Source organism: Wenyingzhuangia marina (assembly GCF_900130035.1).
GTDB lineage: Bacteria > Bacteroidota > Bacteroidia > Flavobacteriales > Flavobacteriaceae > Wenyingzhuangia > Wenyingzhuangia marina.
Map to the genome: position 1 here is coordinate 145,433 of NZ_FQXQ01000005.1, position 17,242 is coordinate 162,674.

The following is a 17,242-nucleotide window of genomic DNA, read 5'->3' on the forward strand; positions in this document are numbered from 1 at the left end:
AAAATTTATATCATAAAAATACAACAATATATGTACCACTGTTGTTCAAAATTTTAATTTAAGAATTTTTCGGGGATGGGAGCTTCAATCGCAAAGCTCTTGTTATTGTGATAAAATTTTAGTTTCCAAGCATGTAGAAACAAACAATCACTAGTATATGTTAGGGGATTTTTTTTAAAATAATTAATGTCTTTGTAACCATGATCTCCAACAATAGGATGATTTAAGGAAGCCAGGTGTAATCTAATTTGATTTGTCCTTCCGGTGTGTGGTTTAACTTCTAGCAGAGTAGTGTTGTTAGAGGGGAATCTTTCTAATACTTTAAATTCTGTGTAGGCATCAATACCATCATCATTACTTTCTCTTCCACCCCCAGCAGTTTTTTGGATTCCTATTTTTGTATTTGTATTAAAATAATCTTCGGTAGCAATACCTTCTACCATAGCCAAATATGTTTTTTGGGTTGATTTGCTCTCAAACTGTTCTCCAATACTTTTTACAATTTTTTTATTTCTAGCTAAAATGACAATTCCTGTAGTATTGGCGTCTAATCGATGAATGATTTTTAAATCTTCTTCTGGAAAAGCTAGTTTTAAGATCTCGGTTAAAGAATTTTTGTTAAAACGTCCACTAGGGTGCATGGGAAGAGGAGCGGGTTTGTTGATAATGATGATATCTTCATCGCTAAACAATAATTCAATTTTAGTATTTACCCAAGGTTCTACTTTAGGTTCTGAGGTATGTTGAGTAATGTCTCCTCCTTTTACAATGGTGTTTTCTGTAGCAGGTTTTCCGTTAATAAATAAGGTTTGGTTTTTAATTTTTGTGATCCAAATTTCTCGATTAGAACGAGGTACTAGTTCAAGAAAAAAATCAATAATGTTGAGTCCTTCATATTTTTTTTTAACAGGAAGTTTGTATTGCGTTGCATAGGCAATGCTTCCCGGAAGCGGTTCTGTAACTGCTTTTATTTGTTGATTAAAATAAAAGATAGAAATCACATTTGTCATAACGCAAAAGTAATAAAAACAAAAAGCTCGTAGAGGTATATTTCTACGAGCTTTTAGGTTTAAATATTGTTCTATTTATGATTGTTGAGGAGCATTTGCTTTTTTAACAAATTTGGTTAAAATAACAATGTGTGTTCCTTCAACACGTCCTTCAATATGTTCTGCATTGTCGTGAACTAAAGAAATGTTTCTTACAGCAGTTCCTCTTTTAGCAGTAAAGTTACCGCCACCTTTCACGTCTAAATCTTTAATTAAAGTAATGGTGTCTCCATTTTCTAAAATGGCTCCATTTGAATCTCTGTGAATAATTTTTTCATCCTCACTTAAATGATCTCCAGTAGCTTCGGCAAAACGTAAATCTGTGTCTTCAAAATACATCATGTCAATCAAGTCTTGCGGCCAACCTTCAGCTTTTAATCTATGTAACATTCTCCAAGCAGTAATTTGAACAGCTTTGTGTTCGCTCCACATAGAATCGTTTAGACATCTCCAGTGGTTTGCATCCATTTTTTCTGGATTCTCAATTTGATCTTTACAAGTATCGCAAACTAATATGTTGGTGTCTAAAGTATCAATCAAGCTAGGTTTTAACCTAAGATCGTTTAAGTTTCCTGTGGCGGTACACAACTCACACTGATTACCACTTCTTTTTTCTAATTCTTCTCTAATATTCATTATAATGCTAATTCTTTCAGTTGTTTAACTGAGGATTTGTTTTATGCTAATTGTTCATTCTTTGTCTTACGGCTTCGTATAAAAAGGCACCACAAGCAACAGATACATTTAAAGAACCAATTTTTCCTAATAAAGGAAGTTTAACTTTTACATCGGCAATTTTAAGAATAGAAGGGTTGATTCCTCTATCTTCAGAACCCATTACAATAGCGGTAGGTTTCGTAAAATCAGCATCGTATACTGTTTCTTCTGTTTTTTCTGTAGCACATACAATTTGAATGTCAGCAGCTTGTAGCATAAAAATAGCATCTTTAATATGATCTACTTTACAGATAGGCACATTAAAAGCAGCTCCAGCTGAAGTCTTTACGGTTTCACCGTTAATTGGTGCGTTTCCTGTTTTAGGGATGATGACTCCGTGAGCCCCAGTACATTCTGCAGTACGAATAATAGCACCAAAATTTCTTACATCAGATAACTGATCTAATAGAATAAATAAAGGTGTTTCTCCTTTTTCAATAGTACTGGTAATTAAACTGTCTAAATCATAAAAAGAAATAGGAGCAATTAAAGCAGCGGCTCCTTGGTGATTATTGTCTCTAGACATTCTGTCCAATTTTTCAACAGGTACTATGCTAGAAGTAATATTGTTGTTTTTTATCAATTGTTTTAACTCGGTCATTAAAGCACCGTTTACATCCTTTTGTAAAAAAACTTTGTCGATAGAGTTTCCAGCGTTAATTGCTTCAATTATCGCTCGGATACCGAATATTTTTGATGATTGTTTTTCCATGCTGCAAATGTAATGTTTTGATTTTAAGAATTAGTAATTAGAAATTAAGAAACAAAAAATCAATAATCAATATTTTTGTTGAGTTTAGAATTTGTTTTTTTGCTCATTGCTCATTGCTCATTGCTCATTGCTCATTGCTCATTGCTCATTGCTCATTGCTCATTGCTCATTGCTCATTGCTCATTGCTCATTGCTCATTGCTCATTGCTCATTGCTCATTGCTTATTGCTCATTGCTCATTGCTCATTTTAAAATATAGTCACAAAATTAATGTGAAACAATCCACTGTTTAAATTAAAACTAGTGTCTTGGTTTTTTCCAACAGCGTAACTAATTTTTAACAATCCTGACGGAATTCCCATAGTGTATCCCAAACCAAAGCTTAAAAGATTATTTTCTTGGGTAATGTTTTTAAAATAACCAACGTCGCTAAATCCATAAATATAGCTAGCCAGGTTGGTAAAGTATCTATATTCAATATTTGCATAATTGTATAAATGGGCAACAATATTTTGTTCTAAAAAGCCACGCATGGTGGTAGCTCCACCGGTTCTGTATAATTCGTTAATGTTTTTATTAGGAGATCGTAAGTAGGCATTTCTGTTCTCTATAAAAACATGGTTGATAGGATTGATTTCTATAGTATATATGATATCACTTTTAAAGGTTTGTTGTTGTGTATTGGCAGTCGGATTTTTTTTGGTTCCTAAGCCAATATCAAACTTTACTCTGTTTTTAGGAATTCCAAAACGATTTAATTCATTGTAAGTATATTGAATTCCAAAGATGTTTTTGGTGTATTCAATAATATTAGCGTTAGAGGTGTTTAGTGCAGAGGAACTTTCTGTATGATAATAAGTATTGATTAAATGTTTGTAATGAGGTCTGTATCCAAGACTAAATTCGTGTTGCGTGTTTACAAAAGTACTGTCTCGTCTAAAAATGTTTAAATGATAAGCCGCATTTATGGGGCTATTAAAAATATAAGGATTGTCAATATTTAAATCTATCTCTTGCTGATCATTTCCGGTGTTGTTCCATTTAAAAGCAAAAGTTTCTCCTTTGTGTAACGTATTGGTTAATGAAATATCTACATAACCATTAAATCTAATTTTGTTTTCTCTTGCTTTATTACTGAATCCAAGCAAGGCATCAAGTTTGTTTGCTTTTACTCTATCTAAATATAAATATAAGTGTGTGGAGTCTTTGGTAAAAAGCACCGCTGGTTTTTTTATGTTTTTTACAAAAGTTAGTTGATTGATTTTTTTCTCCGTTATGTTTAAAAGTTCCTTGCTAAATGGTCTTTTAGTAGCGATGTAGTGTTTTAAGAATTTTTTAGGGAATCTTTCATATCCTTTAATAACTGTTTTGTCAATAAATCTCTTATTAGATTGATTAATAAATAAGTCGCAAAACAAGGTGTCGTTTCTTAATGTGTGATTAATCAGTTTTATTTCTGTAAAGTTTTTACCTTTTTGATCAAAATCACTATTTATTTTTCGAATCCATTTTTGAGTGTCAATGGGGCTTATATATATAGTCTCTTTTTTTGATTTAAATATTTGTTGAATATTTTCCGGAATCTGCTGTATTCCTATAATAGATGTTTTTTTACCTAAATCAATTAAATAAGTTTCTGTGCTGTCTTTTTTGATGGGGGTGATGTTAAAAAAATAATATCCTTCATTGTTTAGTTTTTTTTCTAATACATCAAAATCATGAATATCATTTATAGAAAAATTGCTTTGCAAACTATCTTTAAGAATAAAAGAAGGTATGTTTTTTTGTGCCCAAGTAAAGTTTATTACTAAAAGAGCTTGTATGAAAAATAAATAAGGATGCAATTTCATAAAAATCAAAGCTAATAGATTTCTCTTTTAGGTAAAGTAAATAGTTTTAAGTTTTAAAGATAAAATAAGAATTTAATCATAAGGGTATATATACTTCAAAATCAAAAAACAAGTATAAAATAAAATTAACTCATTGATATTTGATTAATTAGAAAATATTTGTACTTTTGCAAACCCTTGAACAGATTTCAGGGGTAAATATTAAAACGTTATATATATATTAATTTATGCCAACTATTCAACAATTAGTTAGAAAAGGAAGAGCCCAAGTTACTAAGAAGAGTAAATCGGCTGCTTTGAAGGCATGTCCACAACGTCGTGGAGTATGTACACGTGTTTATACTACAACACCTAAGAAACCTAACTCAGCAATGCGTAAAGTAGCGCGTGTTAGATTAACAAACGGTAATGAGATAAACGCTTACATCCCAGGAGAAGGACATAACCTACAAGAGCACTCGATAGTATTAGTAAGGGGAGGAAGAGTAAAAGATTTACCAGGGGTAAAGTATCACGTAGTACGTGGAGCTTTAGATACTGCTGGTGTTGAGGGAAGAACTCAACGTAGATCTAAGTATGGAACAAAGCGTCCAAAAAAATAATCTATAATCTTTTAAATTCTTAAGAAAACATGAGAAAAAGGAGAGCAAAAAAGAGAATTCTTTTACCGGATCCAAAGTTTAACGACCAATTGGTAACACGTTTTGTGAATAACTTAATGTGGGATGGAAAGAAATCTACAGCGTTCAAGATTTTTTACGATGCATTAGAGATTGTAGAAAATAAAAAAGGTGAAGACGAAGAAAAAACTTCATTAGAAATATGGAAAGATGCATTATCTAACGTAATGCCTCAAGTAGAAGTACGTAGCCGTCGTGTTGGTGGTGCTACTTTTCAAATTCCAATGCCAATTAGACCAGACCGTAAGGTTTCTATGGCAATGAAATGGTTAATTTCTTACTCTAGAAAGAGAAATGAAAAGACTATGGCTCAAAAATTGGCTGCAGAAGTATTAGCTGCTGCAAAAGAAGAAGGAGCTGCTGTTAAAAAGAGAGTGGATGTTCACAAGATGGCTGAAGCTAACAAAGCATTTTCACATTTTAGATTTTAATAGAAATGGCTAGAGATTTAAAACTTACAAGAAATATTGGTATTGCTGCGCATATTGATGCAGGGAAAACTACTACTACAGAACGTATATTGTACTACACAGGAGTTTCTCATAAAATTGGAGAGGTTCACGATGGTGCTGCAACTATGGACTGGATGGAGCAAGAGCAAGAAAGAGGTATTACAATTACTTCTGCTGCAACTACTTGTGAATGGCAGTTCCCTATGGAAAATGCAAAAGTACTTCCAGAAACTCAAGGATACCACTTTAACATTATTGATACTCCAGGGCACGTTGATTTTACCGTTGAGGTAAACCGTTCTTTACGTGTATTAGATGGATTAGTATTCTTGTTTAGTGCAGTTGATGGTGTTGAGCCTCAGTCTGAAACTAACTGGAGATTAGCTGATAACTATAAAGTACCTCGTATTGGATTCGTAAACAAAATGGACCGTCAAGGATCTAACTTTGCAAACGTATGTAATCAGGTAAAAGAAATGTTAGGTTCAAATGCTGTTGAAATCGTATTACCAATTGGTGAAGAAAACGATTTTAGAGGTATTGTAGACTTAGTAAAAAACAGAGCTATTATTTGGCACGATGAAACTCAAGGGGCTACTTTTGATGAAATCGATATTCCAGAAGATTTAGTAGATGAGGCTGCAGAGGCTCGTGCTAGATTGATTGAGGAAGTTGCTGGATATGATGAGAACTTGTTAGAGAAATTCATGGAAGATGAAGACTCTATTACTGAAGAGGAAGTACATGCTGCTTTAAGAGCTGCTGTGATGGATATGGCAATCATTCCTATGATTTGTGGTTCTTCATTCAAAAACAAAGGAGTTCAATTCTTATTAGATGCTGTATGTAGATATTTACCATCTCCATTAGATAGAGATAATATCGTAGGTACACATCCTGATTCAGGAGAAGAAGTAACAAGAAAACCAGATGTTAAAGATAAGTTTGCTGCATTAGCATTTAAGATTGCTACAGATCCTTTCGTAGGGCGTTTGGCTTTCTTCCGTGCTTATTCAGGACGTTTAGATGCTGGTTCTTATATATTAAACAACCGTTCAGGTAAAAAAGAACGTATTTCTCGTATCTACCAAATGCACGCTAACAAACAAAACTCTATCGATTTTATCGAAGCTGGAGATATTGGAGCAGCAGTTGGATTTAAAGATATTAAGACTGGAGATACTATGTCTTCTTTAGATGGACCAATCGTATTAGAGAGTATGGATTTCCCTGCTCCGGTAATTGGTATTTCTATTGAGCCTAAAACAAAAGCTGACGTTGATAAAATGGGTATGGCTTTAGCAAAATTAGCTGAAGAAGATCCTACATTTACTGTAAAAACAGATGAGGCTTCTGGTCAAACTGTAATTTCAGGAATGGGAGAATTACACTTAGAGGTGTTAGTAGACCGTTTAAAGCGTGAATTCAAAGTAGAGGTTAACCAAGGACAACCTCAAGTAGAGTACAAAGAAGCTGTAACTAAAACAACTGAACACAGAGAAGTTTATAAAAAGCAATCTGGAGGACGTGGTAAGTTTGGAGATATTGTATTTACAATGGGACCAGTTGATGAAGATTTTGGTGCAGGATTACAATTTGTAGATGAAATTAAAGGTGGACGTATTCCTAAGGAATTTATCCCAGCTGTAGAAAAAGGATTTAAAGAGTCTATGCAAAATGGACCTTTGGCTGGATTCGTAATGGATTCTTTAAAAATTGTTTTAAAGGATGGATCTTTCCATCCTGTGGATTCTGATGCTTTATCATTTGAATTGGCTGCTAAATTAGGATATAAAGCTGCTGCAAAAGCTGCTGGAGCAATTATCTTAGAGCCAATCATGAAAATGGATGTTATTACTCCAGAAGAAAACATGGGAGATATTGTTGGTGACTTAAACAGACGTAGAGGTCAAGTTAACGATATGAGTGATAGAGGAGGAGCAAAAGTTGTAAAAGCTGATGTGCCGTTATCAGAAATGTTTGGTTATGTAACTACATTACGTACGTTATCATCAGGTAGAGCAACTTCTACAATGGAGTTCTCTCACTATGCACAAACACCTGCTAACGTTTCAGAAGAAGTAATTGCAGCATCTAAAGCTTAATTTTAAAACATTAGAAAATGAGTCAAAAAATCAGAATAAAATTAAAGTCTTACGATTACAACTTGGTAGATAAATCTGCTGAGAAGATCGTAAAGACGGTAAAGTCTACTGGAGCTGTTGTTAACGGACCTATTCCTTTACCAACAAATAAAAAGATTTTTACTGTGTTACGTTCTCCACACGTAAACAAAAAATCTAGAGAGCAATTCCAATTGTCTTCTTATAAGAGGTTATTAGATATCTATAGTTCTTCATCTAAGACTATTGATGCTTTAATGAAATTAGAATTACCTTCTGGAGTAGAAGTAGAAATTAAAGTGTGATAATATTAATTATTACGAGATATTATAGAAAGAGCAGATTCATTTGAATCTGCTCTTTTTTTTAATAGTAGACACCATCGGTGAAGTTTAATTGTCCTAAATATTCGTCTAGTTGTAGTTAAGATTCAATCCTGTAATAGTGATGTTATTGTTTAATAATATGAAGTTTGTAATAATTAAAAAAAGTATAGATTTTATTTATTAAATATAAAAATATCGTGAATATTCTCTTAATGATATTATGATGTGGTTTTTTAACGTTTAGGTTTAAAATCTTTGCACTGTAAATTAGTAAGTTAAATAATTATTATTATCTTTGCAGTCCTTTTTCAGGGTACGTTTAGGTGTTGAGTATGAGGATTTTTACGTAAGAATGTAGGTTCTACAAGGGTAGTTGCTGAGTTTTGTGTAGTATTTTTAGCTCAAAATTGGGGTGTAGTCTAAGAAGGAAAAAAGTTTAATTAATAATTAATTTTAAATAATGTCTGGGTTAATAGGAAAAAAAATCGGAATGACTAGCATATTTGATGAGAACGGGAAGAATATTCCTTGTACTGTAATTCAAGCTGGTCCATGTGTAGTTACCCAAGTCAGAACTGAGGAAGTAGATGGTTATTCTGCTATCCAATTAGGTTTCGATGACAAGTCTGATAAGAATACTACCAAAGCATTGCAAGGTCACTTTGCAAAAGCTGGTACTACTTCTAAAAAGAAAGTTGTTGAATTCAGTTTTGAGGAGGAGCTAAATTTAGGAGATACAGTAGGTGTAGATCTATTTGTAGAAGGAGAATTTGTTGATATTTCAGGAATCTCTAAAGGTAAAGGTTTCCAGGGTGTTGTAAAACGTCATGGATTTGGTGGAGTAGGTCAAGCTACCCATGGTCAACATAACCGTTTAAGAGCTCCAGGATCTATCGGTGCTGCATCTTACCCTGCACGTGTATTCAAAGGAATGCGTATGGCAGGAAGAATGGGTGGAGATAAAGTTAAAGTTGAAAACTTAAGAGTTTTAAAAGTTGTTGCTGACAAGAACTTAATCGTGGTAAAAGGATGTGTTCCTGGTGCTAAGAACTCTTACTTAACTATCGAGAAATAATGAAAGTAGCAGTTTTAGATTACACAGGAAAAGATACAGGACGTCAGGTTGAATTATCTGATGCAGTATTCGCTATAGAGCCAAATGATCATGCCGTTTACTTAGATGTAAAGCAACATTTGGCAAATAAAAGACAAGGTACTCACAAGGCTAAAGAAAGAGCTGAGGTAGCTGGGTCTACAAGAAAGATTAAAAAACAAAAAGGTACTGGTACTGCACGTGCAGGATCTATTAAATCTCCTGTTTTTAGAGGAGGGGGTAGAATTTTTGGACCAAGACCTAAAGATTATTCTTTCAAATTAAATAAAAACTTAAAGAGATTGGCTAGAAAATCTGCTTTTAGTTTGCAAGCAAAAGATTCTAATATTATCGTTTTAGAAGACTTCAATTTTGAGGCTCCTAGTACTAAGAGTTTCATTAACGTATTGAAAGCTTTAGAGTTAGATAGTAAAAAATCTTTATTTGTGTTGGGAGAGTCAAATAAAAATGTATATTTGTCTTCACGAAATTTAAAAGGGTCTGAGGTTGTAACTAGTTCAGAATTAAACACTTACAAAGTATTGAATGCTGGTAAAGTTGTTTTGTTAGAGGGTGCAATTGCAGATATTGAAGCTAATTTAAGTAAATAGGATACAGATATGAGTATTTTAATAAAGCCTATTATTACAGAAAAAGCAACAAAGGATAGTGAGTTATCAAACCGCTATGCTTTTGTTGTGAAGTTGAAAGCTAACAAAATTGAGATCAAAGAAGCTATTGAAGCGACTTACGGTGTTTCAGTTGAGAAAGTAAGAACAATGATATATCCAGTAAAACGTTCGACAAAATTCACCAAAAAAGGTGTAGTTGAGTCGAAAATTTCTGCATATAAAAAAGCTATCATCGAGGTGGCTGAAGGAGAGAATATTGACTTATATAGCAATATTTAATTAATAAACAATTTTAAATTTTAACATGTCAGTTAGAAAATTAAAACCAATCACACCAGGTCAGCGTTTTAGAGTTGTAAATGGGTTCGACGCCATTACTACTGATAAGCCGGAGAAGTCATTATTGGCACCGAATAAAAGATCTGGAGGTCGAAACAACAGTGGTAGAATGACAATGCGCTACGTAGGTGGTGGTCATAAGAAAAGATACCGTATTATCGATTTTAATAGAGATAAATTTGGTGTTGAAGCAACTGTAAAAACAATTGAGTACGATCCAAATCGTACTGCATTTATTGCATTAGTAGAATATACTGATGGAGAAAAAAGATACGTTATTGCTCAAGCAGGATTGCAGGTAGGTCAAACTATCGTTAGTAATAATGATGCTATTACTCCAGATGTTGGTAATGCAATGCCTTTGGCAAACATTCCTTTAGGTACAACAATTTGTTGTATCGAATTAAGACCAGGTCAAGGAGCAGTTATGGCTCGTTCTGCAGGTTCTTTTGCACAGTTAATGGCAAAAGAAGGAAAGTATGCTACTGTAAAATTACCGTCAGGTGAAACAAGATTGATCTTGTTGACTTGTATCGCAACAATCGGAGTTGTTTCAAACTCAGATCACCAATTATTAGTTTCTGGTAAAGCTGGTAGATCAAGATGGTTAGGTAGAAGACCAAGAACAAACGCTGTAAGAATGAACCCTGTTGATCACCCTATGGGAGGTGGAGAAGGACGTTCTTCTGGAGGTCACCCAAGATCAAGAAATGGTATACCTGCTAAAGGATACAAGACTAGATCTAAGACAAAAGCGAGTAATAAGTATATTTTAGAACGTAGAAAAAAATAATAAGACATGGCACGTTCATTAAAGAAAGGACCTTTCATATTCCACAAACTTGAGAAAAGAGTTATCGCTAATGCTGAGGCAGGAAGCAAAGAAGTAATCAAGACTTGGTCAAGAGCTTCTATGATTACTCCAGACTTCGTTGGTCAAACTATTGGAGTTCACAACGGAAGAACATTTGTACCAGTATATGTTACTGAAAACATGGTAGGTCATAAATTAGGAGAGTTTTCACCAACACGTACCTTTAGAGGTCACGGTGCAGACAAGAAAAACAAAGGAAAAAAATAGTAGGATATGGGAGTTCGTAAACATAATATGGCAAAACAGATCAAAGAGGCAAAGAAGGAAGTTGCTTTCGCTAAATTGACTGGTTGTCCTACATCACCAAGAAAAATGAGATTGGTGGCTGATTTAGTAAGAGGAGTACAAGTTGAAAAAGCTTTACAAATCTTGAAATTTAGCTCTAAAGAAGCATCTATAAACTTAGAGAAGTTATTGTTATCTGCAATTGCTAACTGGCAAGCAAAAAACGAAGACGCTAGTATAGAAGAGGCTAATTTATACGTTAAAACAATTACTGTAGATTCTGCAGGAATGTTAAAGAGATTAAGACCAGCTCCACAAGGTCGTGCACATAGAATTCGTAAGCGTTCTAATCACGTTACTATTGTGTTGGGAAGTAAAAATGTTGAAAGCAAATAATCATAAGTAGAAATGGGACAAAAGACTAATCCAATAGGAAATCGTTTAGGAATCATCAGAGGATGGGACTCAAACTGGTACGGAGGTAATGACTACGGAGATAAGATTGCTGAAGACGATAAGATAAGAAAGTACTTAAATGCAAGATTATACAAAGCTAGTGTTTCTAGAATAATCATTGAACGTACTCTTAAACTTGTAACCGTTACTATCACTACTGCTAGACCAGGTATTATTATCGGGAAAGGTGGACAAGAGGTAGACAAGTTGAAAGAGGAGTTGAAGAAGTTGACTGGAAACGAAGTACAAATCAATATTTTTGAAATTAAACGTCCAGAGTTAGACGCTAATTTAGTTGCTGCAAGTGTTGCTCGTCAAATTGAAAACAGAATTTCATACAGACGTGCAATAAAAATGGCTATTGCTGCAACAATGCGTATGAACGCTGAAGGGATTAAAATCCAAATTTCAGGTCGTTTAAACGGAGCTGAAATGGCACGTTCAGAGCACTATAAAGAAGGTAGAATTCCTTTATCTACTTTTAGAGCTGATATTGACTATGCTTTGGTAGAAGCTCATACCACTTACGGGAGACTGGGAGTAAAGGTATGGATTATGAAAGGTGAGGTTTATGGTAAACGTGATTTATCTCCATTAGTAGGTTTGGCTAAAAAGTCAGGAGGAAAAGGTGGAGCTAACGCAGGAGCTAAGAAAGGACCTCGTAGAAGAAAATAATTTTTCACAAAAATTAGAATTTAGAAATGTTACAGCCTAAAAGAGTAAAGTATCGTAAGGTACAGAAAGGTAAAGGTAATATGAGCGGTGATTCTCAAAGAGGGAATCAGTTAGCTTTTGGAATGTTCGGGATCAAATCTTTAGAACAAGCCTTAATTACCTCGAGACAAATAGAAGCAGGTCGTATTGCTGCGACACGTTATATGAAAAGAGAAGGTCAGTTATGGATCAAAATCTTCCCAGATAAGCCTATTACAAAGAAACCTTTAGAGGTTCGTATGGGTAAAGGTAAGGGAGCTCCTGAGTATTTCGTAGCGGTAGTTAAACCTGGTAGAATATTGTTTGAAATCGGAGGAGTATCTTTCGATGTTGCAAAAGAAGCATTACGCTTAGCAGCTCAAAAAATGCCAGTTAAAACTAAGTTCGTTGTTGCGAGAGATTATGATAACGCTTAATATCTAAGAGAAATGAAACAATCAGAAATTAAAGAATTGTCAGTTGCGGATTTACAAGAGAAATTAGATTCTCTTAAAAAGAACTATACTGATCTTAAGATGGCTCATGCTATTTCTCCGTTAGAGAATCCTTTAGAGTTGAGAGCGCTTAGAAAAACTGTAGCAAGAGTAGCTACTGAGTTAACTAACAGACAATAAGTATTTTTACAAGATGGAAAATAGAAATCTTAGAAAAGAAAGAATTGGTGTTGTATCTAGTAACAAAATGGATAAATCTATTGTTGTTGCTGAGGTAAAAAAAGTGAAACACCCAATGTATGGAAAATTCGTATTAAATACGAAGAAATACGTTGCACACGATGAGCAAAACGACTGCAACATTGGAGATACTGTAAGAATCATGGAAACAAGACCTTTAAGTAAATCTAAACGTTGGAGATTAGTAGAAATCCTAGAAAGAGCGAAATAGTATGTTACAAACAGAATCAAGATTAAACGTAGCAGATAACACTGGAGCTAAAGAGGTCTTAGTGATCCGTGTTTTAGGAGGAACAGGAAAGCGTTATGCTTCAATTGGAGATAAAATTGTGGTAACTGTAAAGTCATCAACTCCAAATGGAAACGCTAAAAAAGGTCAAGTATTTAAAGCTGTTGTTGTTCGTACTTCTAAGGAAGTAAGAAGAAAAGACGGTTCTTACATTCGTTTTGACGACAACGCTTGTGTGTTGTTAAATGCGGCTGGAGAAATGTCTGGAACACGTGTATTTGGACCTGTGGCAAGAGAACTTCGTGATAAGCAATTCATGAAAATTGTATCATTAGCACCTGAGGTGCTTTAATATTTGTAAAACAATGGCAAAGATTAAAATTAAATCAGGAGATACAGTAAGAGTTATTGCTGGAGATCATAAAGGGAAAGAAGGGAAAGTAGTAAAGATTATTACTGATAAAAACAAAGCAATTGTTGAAGGTGTAAACTTAGTTTCTAAGCACACTAAACCAAGCGCTCAAAACCCTCAAGGTGGAATTGTAAAGAAAGAAGCTGCTTTACCTATTTCTAATTTAGCAATTTTAGAAAACGGAAACGTTACTAAAGTTGGTTTTAAAGTAGAAGACGGTAAAAAAGTACGTATTTCTAAAAAATCAGAAAAAGCTATTTAATATGAGTTATATTCCAAGACTTAAACAAGAGTACACTGACAGAATTAAGGCTGCCTTAATGGAAGAGTACGGATATAGCAATATTATGCAAGTGCCTAAACTAGAGAAAATAGTAATCTCTAAAGGTGTAGGTGCTGCTATTGCAGATAAGAAATTAGTAGATTATGCTGTTGAAGAGTTAACTACTATTTCTGGACAAAAAGCAGTTGCAACATTATCTAAAAAAGATATCGCAACATTTAAATTACGTAAAGGGATGCCAATTGGGGCAAGAGTAACTTTACGTGGAACTAAAATGTATGAATTCTTAGACAGATTAATTACTGCTTCTTTACCACGTGTAAGAGATTTTAACGGTATTAAAGCTACTGGTTTTGATGGAAGAGGAAACTATAACTTAGGAATTACTGAGCAAATTATTTTCCCAGAAATCAATATTGATCAAGTGAAAAAAATGGGTGGTATGGATATTACTTTTGTAACTTCTGCACCTACTGATAAAGAAGCTAAATCATTATTAACAGAATTAGGTTTACCATTTAAAAAGAACTAATCATGGCTAAAGAATCAATGAAAGCTCGTGAGAGAAAAAGAGCTAAAACAGTTGCTAAATATGCTGAGAAGCGTAAAGCTTTGAAAGAAGCTGGTGATTACGAAGGATTACAGAAGTTACCTAAAAATGCTTCTCCTGTACGTGGTCATAACCGTTGTAAGTTGACAGGAAGACCAAAAGGATATATGCGTCAGTTTGGTATTTCTCGTGTAACTTTCCGTGAAATGGCAAACCAAGGATTAATCCCAGGTGTGACAAAAGCAAGTTGGTAAAATTTTAAGAATTAATTTTAGATGCTAGCCCCATAATTAAATGGGGTGATAATCTAAACCAATACAAATATTATGTATACAGATCCAATAGCAGATTACTTAACAAGAGTAAGAAATGCTTATTTAGCAGGACACAGAGTAGTGGAGATTCCTGCATCAAAGGTTAAAAAAGCAATCACTGAGATTTTATTTGACCAAGGATACATCTTAAGTTATAAATTTGAAGAAGGTACTGCTCAAGGTACTATCAAAATAGCTTTAAAGTACAATCCTGAAACTAATGAATCAGTAATAAAGAAAATCGAAAGAATTTCTTCACCAGGATTACGTAAGTATGTAGGTGTAGAGGATTTACCTAGAGTTTTAAACGGATTAGGAATTGCTATCGTGTCTACTTCTAAAGGAGTTATGACATCTAAGCAAGCTAAACGTGAAAAAGTAGGTGGAGAAGTAATTTGTCACGTATATTAAAAAATAGAATAGTATGTCAAGAATAGGAAAAAGCCCAATCGCAATTCCAGCTGGTGTTACTGTTACTATTAACGGAGACACAGTTACTGTAAAAGGGAAATTAGGAGAATTAACTCAAGAAATTACTGATGGTATCAGTATTAAAGAAGAAGAAGGTGTTTTAGTTTTAGATCGTCCTTCTGAGTCTAAAACTCACAAAGCTAAGCATGGTTTATATAGAGCCTTAATCAATAATATGATTGAAGGAGTATCTAATGGATGGACTAAGCAATTAGAATTAGTGGGAGTTGGATATAGAGCTTCAAACCAAGGTAACGTTTTAGATTTAGCAATTGGTTTCTCGCACAATATCATTTTAGATATTGCACCAGAAGTTCAAGTTGAAACAGTTTCTGATAAAGGAAAAAACCCAATCGTAAAACTTACTTCTTTCGATAAGCAATTGGTAGGTCAAGTAGCTGCAAAGATTCGTTCTTTCCGTGCACCTGAGCCATACAAAGGAAAAGGAATTAAGTTTGTAGGTGAAGAATTAAGAAGAAAAGCAGGTAAATCTGCATAATTTATAGTATTATGGCATTATCAAAGCTTGAAAGAAGACAAAGAATTAAGCGTAGAATTAGAAAAATTTCTGTGGGTACAGCATCTAAACCAAGATTATCTGTATTTAGAAGTAATAAAGAAATTTACGCTCAATTAGTTGATGACAACGCAGGTGTTACTTTAGTATCTGTGTCATCAAGAGATAAAGAAATCGAAGCAAAAGGATCAAAAGTTGAAGTTGCTGCATTAGTAGGTAAATCTATTGCTGAAAAAGCGGTTGCTGCAGGAGTTGAAATCGTTGCATTTGATAGAAATGGTTATTTATACCATGGTAGAGTTAAAGCATTAGCTGAAGCAGCTAGAGAAGCTGGTTTAAAATTTTAAGAAAATTATATTATGCAAGGATATAAAAACGTAGAAAGAGTTAAGCCAAGCGGATTAGAGTTAGTAGATCGCTTAGTAGCTGTAAACCGTGTAACTAAAGTTACGAAAGGTGGACGTACTTTTGGATTTTCTGCTATTGTTGTAGTAGGAAACGGTGAAGGTGTAGTAGGTTACGGATCTGGTAAATCTTTAGATGTTGCATCTGCAATTGCTAAGGCTGTAGAAGAAGCTAAGAAAAACTTAGTTCGTATTCCATTAATGAGCGCTACTTTACCTCACGAACAAAAAGGTAAATTTGGTGGTTCTAAGGTATTATTATTACCTGCATCTCATGGTACCGGAGTTATTGCTGGTGGTGCTGTACGTGCGGTATTAGAATCAGTAGGTGTACACGATGTATTATCTAAGTCTCAAGGATCATCTAACCCTCATAACGTAGTAAAAGCAACTTTTGATGCTTTATTACAGTTAAGAAGCCCACAAGCTGTGGCTGCTGAAAGAGGTGTTTCTTTAGACAAAGTATTTAACAGTTAATATTGAATACCATGGGAAAAATTAAAATAACACAAGTAAAGAGCCAAATAAATCGTACGCAAGTTCAAAAAAGAACTTTAGAAGCGTTAGGTTTGTCTAGAATTGGTAAAACGGTTGAGCATGATGCTTCACCTGCAATTGTAGGAATGGTTAATAAAGTTAAACACTTAATTTCTGTTGAAGAAATTAAATAAGTCATAAAAAGATGAGTTTAGATAATTTAAAACCTGCTAAGGGTTCTGTAAAGAGTGGTAAACGTATTGCTAGAGGTGAAGGTTCTGGTCATGGAGGTACTGCTACAAGAGGACACAATGGTCAAAAATCTCGTTCTGGATATTCTAGAAAAGTAGGATTTGAAGGAGGACAAATGCCATTACAAAGAAGAGTACCTAAGTTTGGATTTACCAATGTAAACCGTAAGGAATATAATGGAATCAATTTAGATAAATTACAGTCTTTAGTAGAAAATGGAAAAGTTACAGATACAGTTAACATAGCTGTATTAATGGAAAACGGTTTAGCTGGTAAAAACGACTTAGTAAAAATATTAGGTGGTGGTGAGTTAAAAGCGAAGTTAAGTGTAACTGCACACAAATTTACTGCAACTGCAAAAGCTGCTATTGAAGCTGCTGGTGGTGAAGCTGTAACCTTATAACATAATAAACTTAG

General features: G+C 34.0%; 28 protein-coding genes. 24 read left to right on the plus strand and 4 right to left on the minus strand.

Translation table 11 applies throughout. The annotated features are described in order from the left end of the window. Nucleotides 1-53: 53 nt before the first annotated feature. From BUB70_RS12050 to BUB70_RS12065, 4 genes are all read right to left on the minus strand, one after another. Nucleotides 54-1,010, minus strand: coding sequence for an RluA family pseudouridine synthase (locus tag BUB70_RS12050; protein WP_073121951.1), 957 nt, complete (start codon nucleotides 1,008-1,010; stop codon nucleotides 54-56). 75 nt (nucleotides 1,011-1,085) lie between these two features. Continuing rightward, the gene (locus BUB70_RS12055) at nucleotides 1,086-1,685 is read right to left on the minus strand and encodes a PhnA domain-containing protein (RefSeq protein WP_073121953.1); all 600 of its coding nucleotides are present in this window, start codon (nucleotides 1,683-1,685) and stop codon (nucleotides 1,086-1,088) included. Nucleotides 1,686-1,731: 46 nt separating this feature from the next. Next, on the minus strand, nucleotides 1,732-2,478 hold the full coding sequence (rlmB, locus tag BUB70_RS12060; protein ID WP_073121955.1) for a 23S rRNA (guanosine(2251)-2'-O)-methyltransferase RlmB: 747 nt from the start codon (nucleotides 2,476-2,478) through the stop codon (nucleotides 1,732-1,734). 248 nt (nucleotides 2,479-2,726) lie between these two features. After that, nucleotides 2,727-4,328 (minus strand): BamA/TamA family outer membrane protein, encoded by a 1,602-nt coding sequence (locus tag BUB70_RS12065; protein ID WP_073121957.1) that lies wholly within the window; start codon nucleotides 4,326-4,328, stop codon nucleotides 2,727-2,729. A gap of 227 nt (nucleotides 4,329-4,555) precedes the next feature. Here BUB70_RS12065 and rpsL point away from each other — a divergent pair, with 227 nt between their 5' ends. The 24 genes from rpsL (at nucleotide 4,556) to rplO (ending at nucleotide 17,228) form a co-directional block, all read left to right on the plus strand. Continuing rightward, entirely contained in the window at nucleotides 4,556-4,930 is a 375-nt protein-coding gene (gene rpsL, locus BUB70_RS12070; RefSeq protein ID WP_068827466.1) for a 30S ribosomal protein S12, read from the plus strand. A gap of 29 nt (nucleotides 4,931-4,959) precedes the next feature. Then, nucleotides 4,960-5,439, plus strand: coding sequence for a 30S ribosomal protein S7 (gene rpsG, locus BUB70_RS12075; protein ID WP_073121959.1), 480 nt, complete (start codon nucleotides 4,960-4,962; stop codon nucleotides 5,437-5,439). 5 nt (nucleotides 5,440-5,444) lie between these two features. Continuing rightward, a complete protein-coding gene (gene fusA, locus BUB70_RS12080; RefSeq protein WP_073121961.1) occupies nucleotides 5,445-7,565 on the plus strand; it encodes an elongation factor G in 2,121 nt (706 codons plus the stop codon). Nucleotides 7,566-7,582: 17 nt separating this feature from the next. Further along, nucleotides 7,583-7,888 carry a 30S ribosomal protein S10 gene (gene rpsJ / locus BUB70_RS12085; RefSeq protein ID WP_010137088.1) on the plus strand — a complete coding sequence of 102 codons (306 nt, stop codon included), beginning with the start codon at nucleotides 7,583-7,585 and terminating at the stop codon, nucleotides 7,886-7,888. Nucleotides 7,889-8,369: 481 nt separating this feature from the next. Then, on the plus strand, nucleotides 8,370-8,984 hold the full coding sequence (gene rplC, locus BUB70_RS12090; protein ID WP_073121963.1) for a 50S ribosomal protein L3: 615 nt from the start codon (nucleotides 8,370-8,372) through the stop codon (nucleotides 8,982-8,984). Next, nucleotides 8,984-9,613 carry a 50S ribosomal protein L4 gene (gene rplD, locus BUB70_RS12095; protein WP_073121965.1) on the plus strand — a complete coding sequence of 210 codons (630 nt, stop codon included), beginning with the start codon at nucleotides 8,984-8,986 and terminating at the stop codon, nucleotides 9,611-9,613. Before rplC ends, rplD begins: the two co-directional genes overlap by 1 nt. A 9-nt stretch (nucleotides 9,614-9,622) precedes the next feature. Beyond that, nucleotides 9,623-9,913 carry a 50S ribosomal protein L23 gene (gene rplW, locus BUB70_RS12100; RefSeq protein WP_073121968.1) on the plus strand — a complete coding sequence of 97 codons (291 nt, stop codon included), beginning with the start codon at nucleotides 9,623-9,625 and terminating at the stop codon, nucleotides 9,911-9,913. Nucleotides 9,914-9,938: 25 nt separating this feature from the next. Continuing rightward, the gene (rplB, locus tag BUB70_RS12105) at nucleotides 9,939-10,766 is read left to right on the plus strand and encodes a 50S ribosomal protein L2 (protein ID WP_068827454.1); all 828 of its coding nucleotides are present in this window, start codon (nucleotides 9,939-9,941) and stop codon (nucleotides 10,764-10,766) included. A 6-nt stretch (nucleotides 10,767-10,772) separates the two neighbouring features. Next, nucleotides 10,773-11,054, plus strand: coding sequence for a 30S ribosomal protein S19 (gene rpsS, locus BUB70_RS12110; RefSeq protein WP_068827452.1), 282 nt, complete (start codon nucleotides 10,773-10,775; stop codon nucleotides 11,052-11,054). A 6-nt stretch (nucleotides 11,055-11,060) separates the two neighbouring features. After that, nucleotides 11,061-11,468: a 50S ribosomal protein L22 gene (gene rplV, locus BUB70_RS12115; protein WP_073121970.1), complete on the plus strand. Its 408-nt coding sequence runs from the start codon at nucleotides 11,061-11,063 to the stop codon at nucleotides 11,466-11,468. A 12-nt stretch (nucleotides 11,469-11,480) separates the two neighbouring features. Further along, on the plus strand, nucleotides 11,481-12,203 hold the full coding sequence (rpsC, locus tag BUB70_RS12120) for a 30S ribosomal protein S3 (RefSeq protein WP_073121972.1): 723 nt from the start codon (nucleotides 11,481-11,483) through the stop codon (nucleotides 12,201-12,203). Nucleotides 12,204-12,229: 26 nt separating this feature from the next. Continuing rightward, nucleotides 12,230-12,658: a 50S ribosomal protein L16 gene (gene rplP / locus BUB70_RS12125; RefSeq protein WP_068827446.1), complete on the plus strand. Its 429-nt coding sequence runs from the start codon at nucleotides 12,230-12,232 to the stop codon at nucleotides 12,656-12,658. 12 nt (nucleotides 12,659-12,670) lie between these two features. Then, complete coding sequence (rpmC, locus tag BUB70_RS12130) at nucleotides 12,671-12,856, plus strand: 50S ribosomal protein L29 (protein ID WP_068827443.1); 186 nt, start codon at nucleotides 12,671-12,673, stop codon at nucleotides 12,854-12,856. A gap of 13 nt (nucleotides 12,857-12,869) precedes the next feature. Beyond that, a complete protein-coding gene (rpsQ, locus tag BUB70_RS12135) occupies nucleotides 12,870-13,127 on the plus strand; it encodes a 30S ribosomal protein S17 (protein WP_068827442.1) in 258 nt (85 codons plus the stop codon). A gap of 1 nt (nucleotide 13,128) precedes the next feature. Further along, complete coding sequence (gene rplN / locus BUB70_RS12140; RefSeq protein WP_073121974.1) at nucleotides 13,129-13,497, plus strand: 50S ribosomal protein L14; 369 nt, start codon at nucleotides 13,129-13,131, stop codon at nucleotides 13,495-13,497. Nucleotides 13,498-13,510: 13 nt separating this feature from the next. Beyond that, complete coding sequence (rplX, locus tag BUB70_RS12145) at nucleotides 13,511-13,819, plus strand: 50S ribosomal protein L24 (RefSeq protein WP_073121976.1); 309 nt, start codon at nucleotides 13,511-13,513, stop codon at nucleotides 13,817-13,819. A 1-nt stretch (nucleotide 13,820) separates the two neighbouring features. Then, nucleotides 13,821-14,372: a 50S ribosomal protein L5 gene (rplE, locus tag BUB70_RS12150; RefSeq protein ID WP_073121978.1), complete on the plus strand. Its 552-nt coding sequence runs from the start codon at nucleotides 13,821-13,823 to the stop codon at nucleotides 14,370-14,372. Between the two features lie 2 nt (nucleotides 14,373-14,374). Then, entirely contained in the window at nucleotides 14,375-14,644 is a 270-nt protein-coding gene (gene rpsN / locus BUB70_RS12155) for a 30S ribosomal protein S14 (RefSeq protein ID WP_073121980.1), read from the plus strand. A 72-nt stretch (nucleotides 14,645-14,716) separates the two neighbouring features. Continuing rightward, nucleotides 14,717-15,115 (plus strand): 30S ribosomal protein S8, encoded by a 399-nt coding sequence (rpsH, locus tag BUB70_RS12160; protein WP_073121982.1) that lies wholly within the window; start codon nucleotides 14,717-14,719, stop codon nucleotides 15,113-15,115. A gap of 13 nt (nucleotides 15,116-15,128) precedes the next feature. Continuing rightward, nucleotides 15,129-15,674 (plus strand): 50S ribosomal protein L6, encoded by a 546-nt coding sequence (rplF, locus tag BUB70_RS12165; protein ID WP_073121984.1) that lies wholly within the window; start codon nucleotides 15,129-15,131, stop codon nucleotides 15,672-15,674. 11 nt (nucleotides 15,675-15,685) lie between these two features. After that, nucleotides 15,686-16,039: a 50S ribosomal protein L18 gene (gene rplR, locus BUB70_RS12170; protein ID WP_073121986.1), complete on the plus strand. Its 354-nt coding sequence runs from the start codon at nucleotides 15,686-15,688 to the stop codon at nucleotides 16,037-16,039. 9 nt (nucleotides 16,040-16,048) lie between these two features. After that, nucleotides 16,049-16,573, plus strand: coding sequence for a 30S ribosomal protein S5 (gene rpsE, locus BUB70_RS12175; RefSeq protein ID WP_143155302.1), 525 nt, complete (start codon nucleotides 16,049-16,051; stop codon nucleotides 16,571-16,573). 11 nt (nucleotides 16,574-16,584) lie between these two features. Further along, the gene (gene rpmD / locus BUB70_RS12180) at nucleotides 16,585-16,767 is read left to right on the plus strand and encodes a 50S ribosomal protein L30 (protein WP_068827426.1); all 183 of its coding nucleotides are present in this window, start codon (nucleotides 16,585-16,587) and stop codon (nucleotides 16,765-16,767) included. Between the two features lie 11 nt (nucleotides 16,768-16,778). Continuing rightward, on the plus strand, nucleotides 16,779-17,228 hold the full coding sequence (rplO, locus tag BUB70_RS12185) for a 50S ribosomal protein L15 (RefSeq protein WP_073121989.1): 450 nt from the start codon (nucleotides 16,779-16,781) through the stop codon (nucleotides 17,226-17,228). The last annotated feature ends 14 nt before the right edge of the window (nucleotides 17,229-17,242 follow it).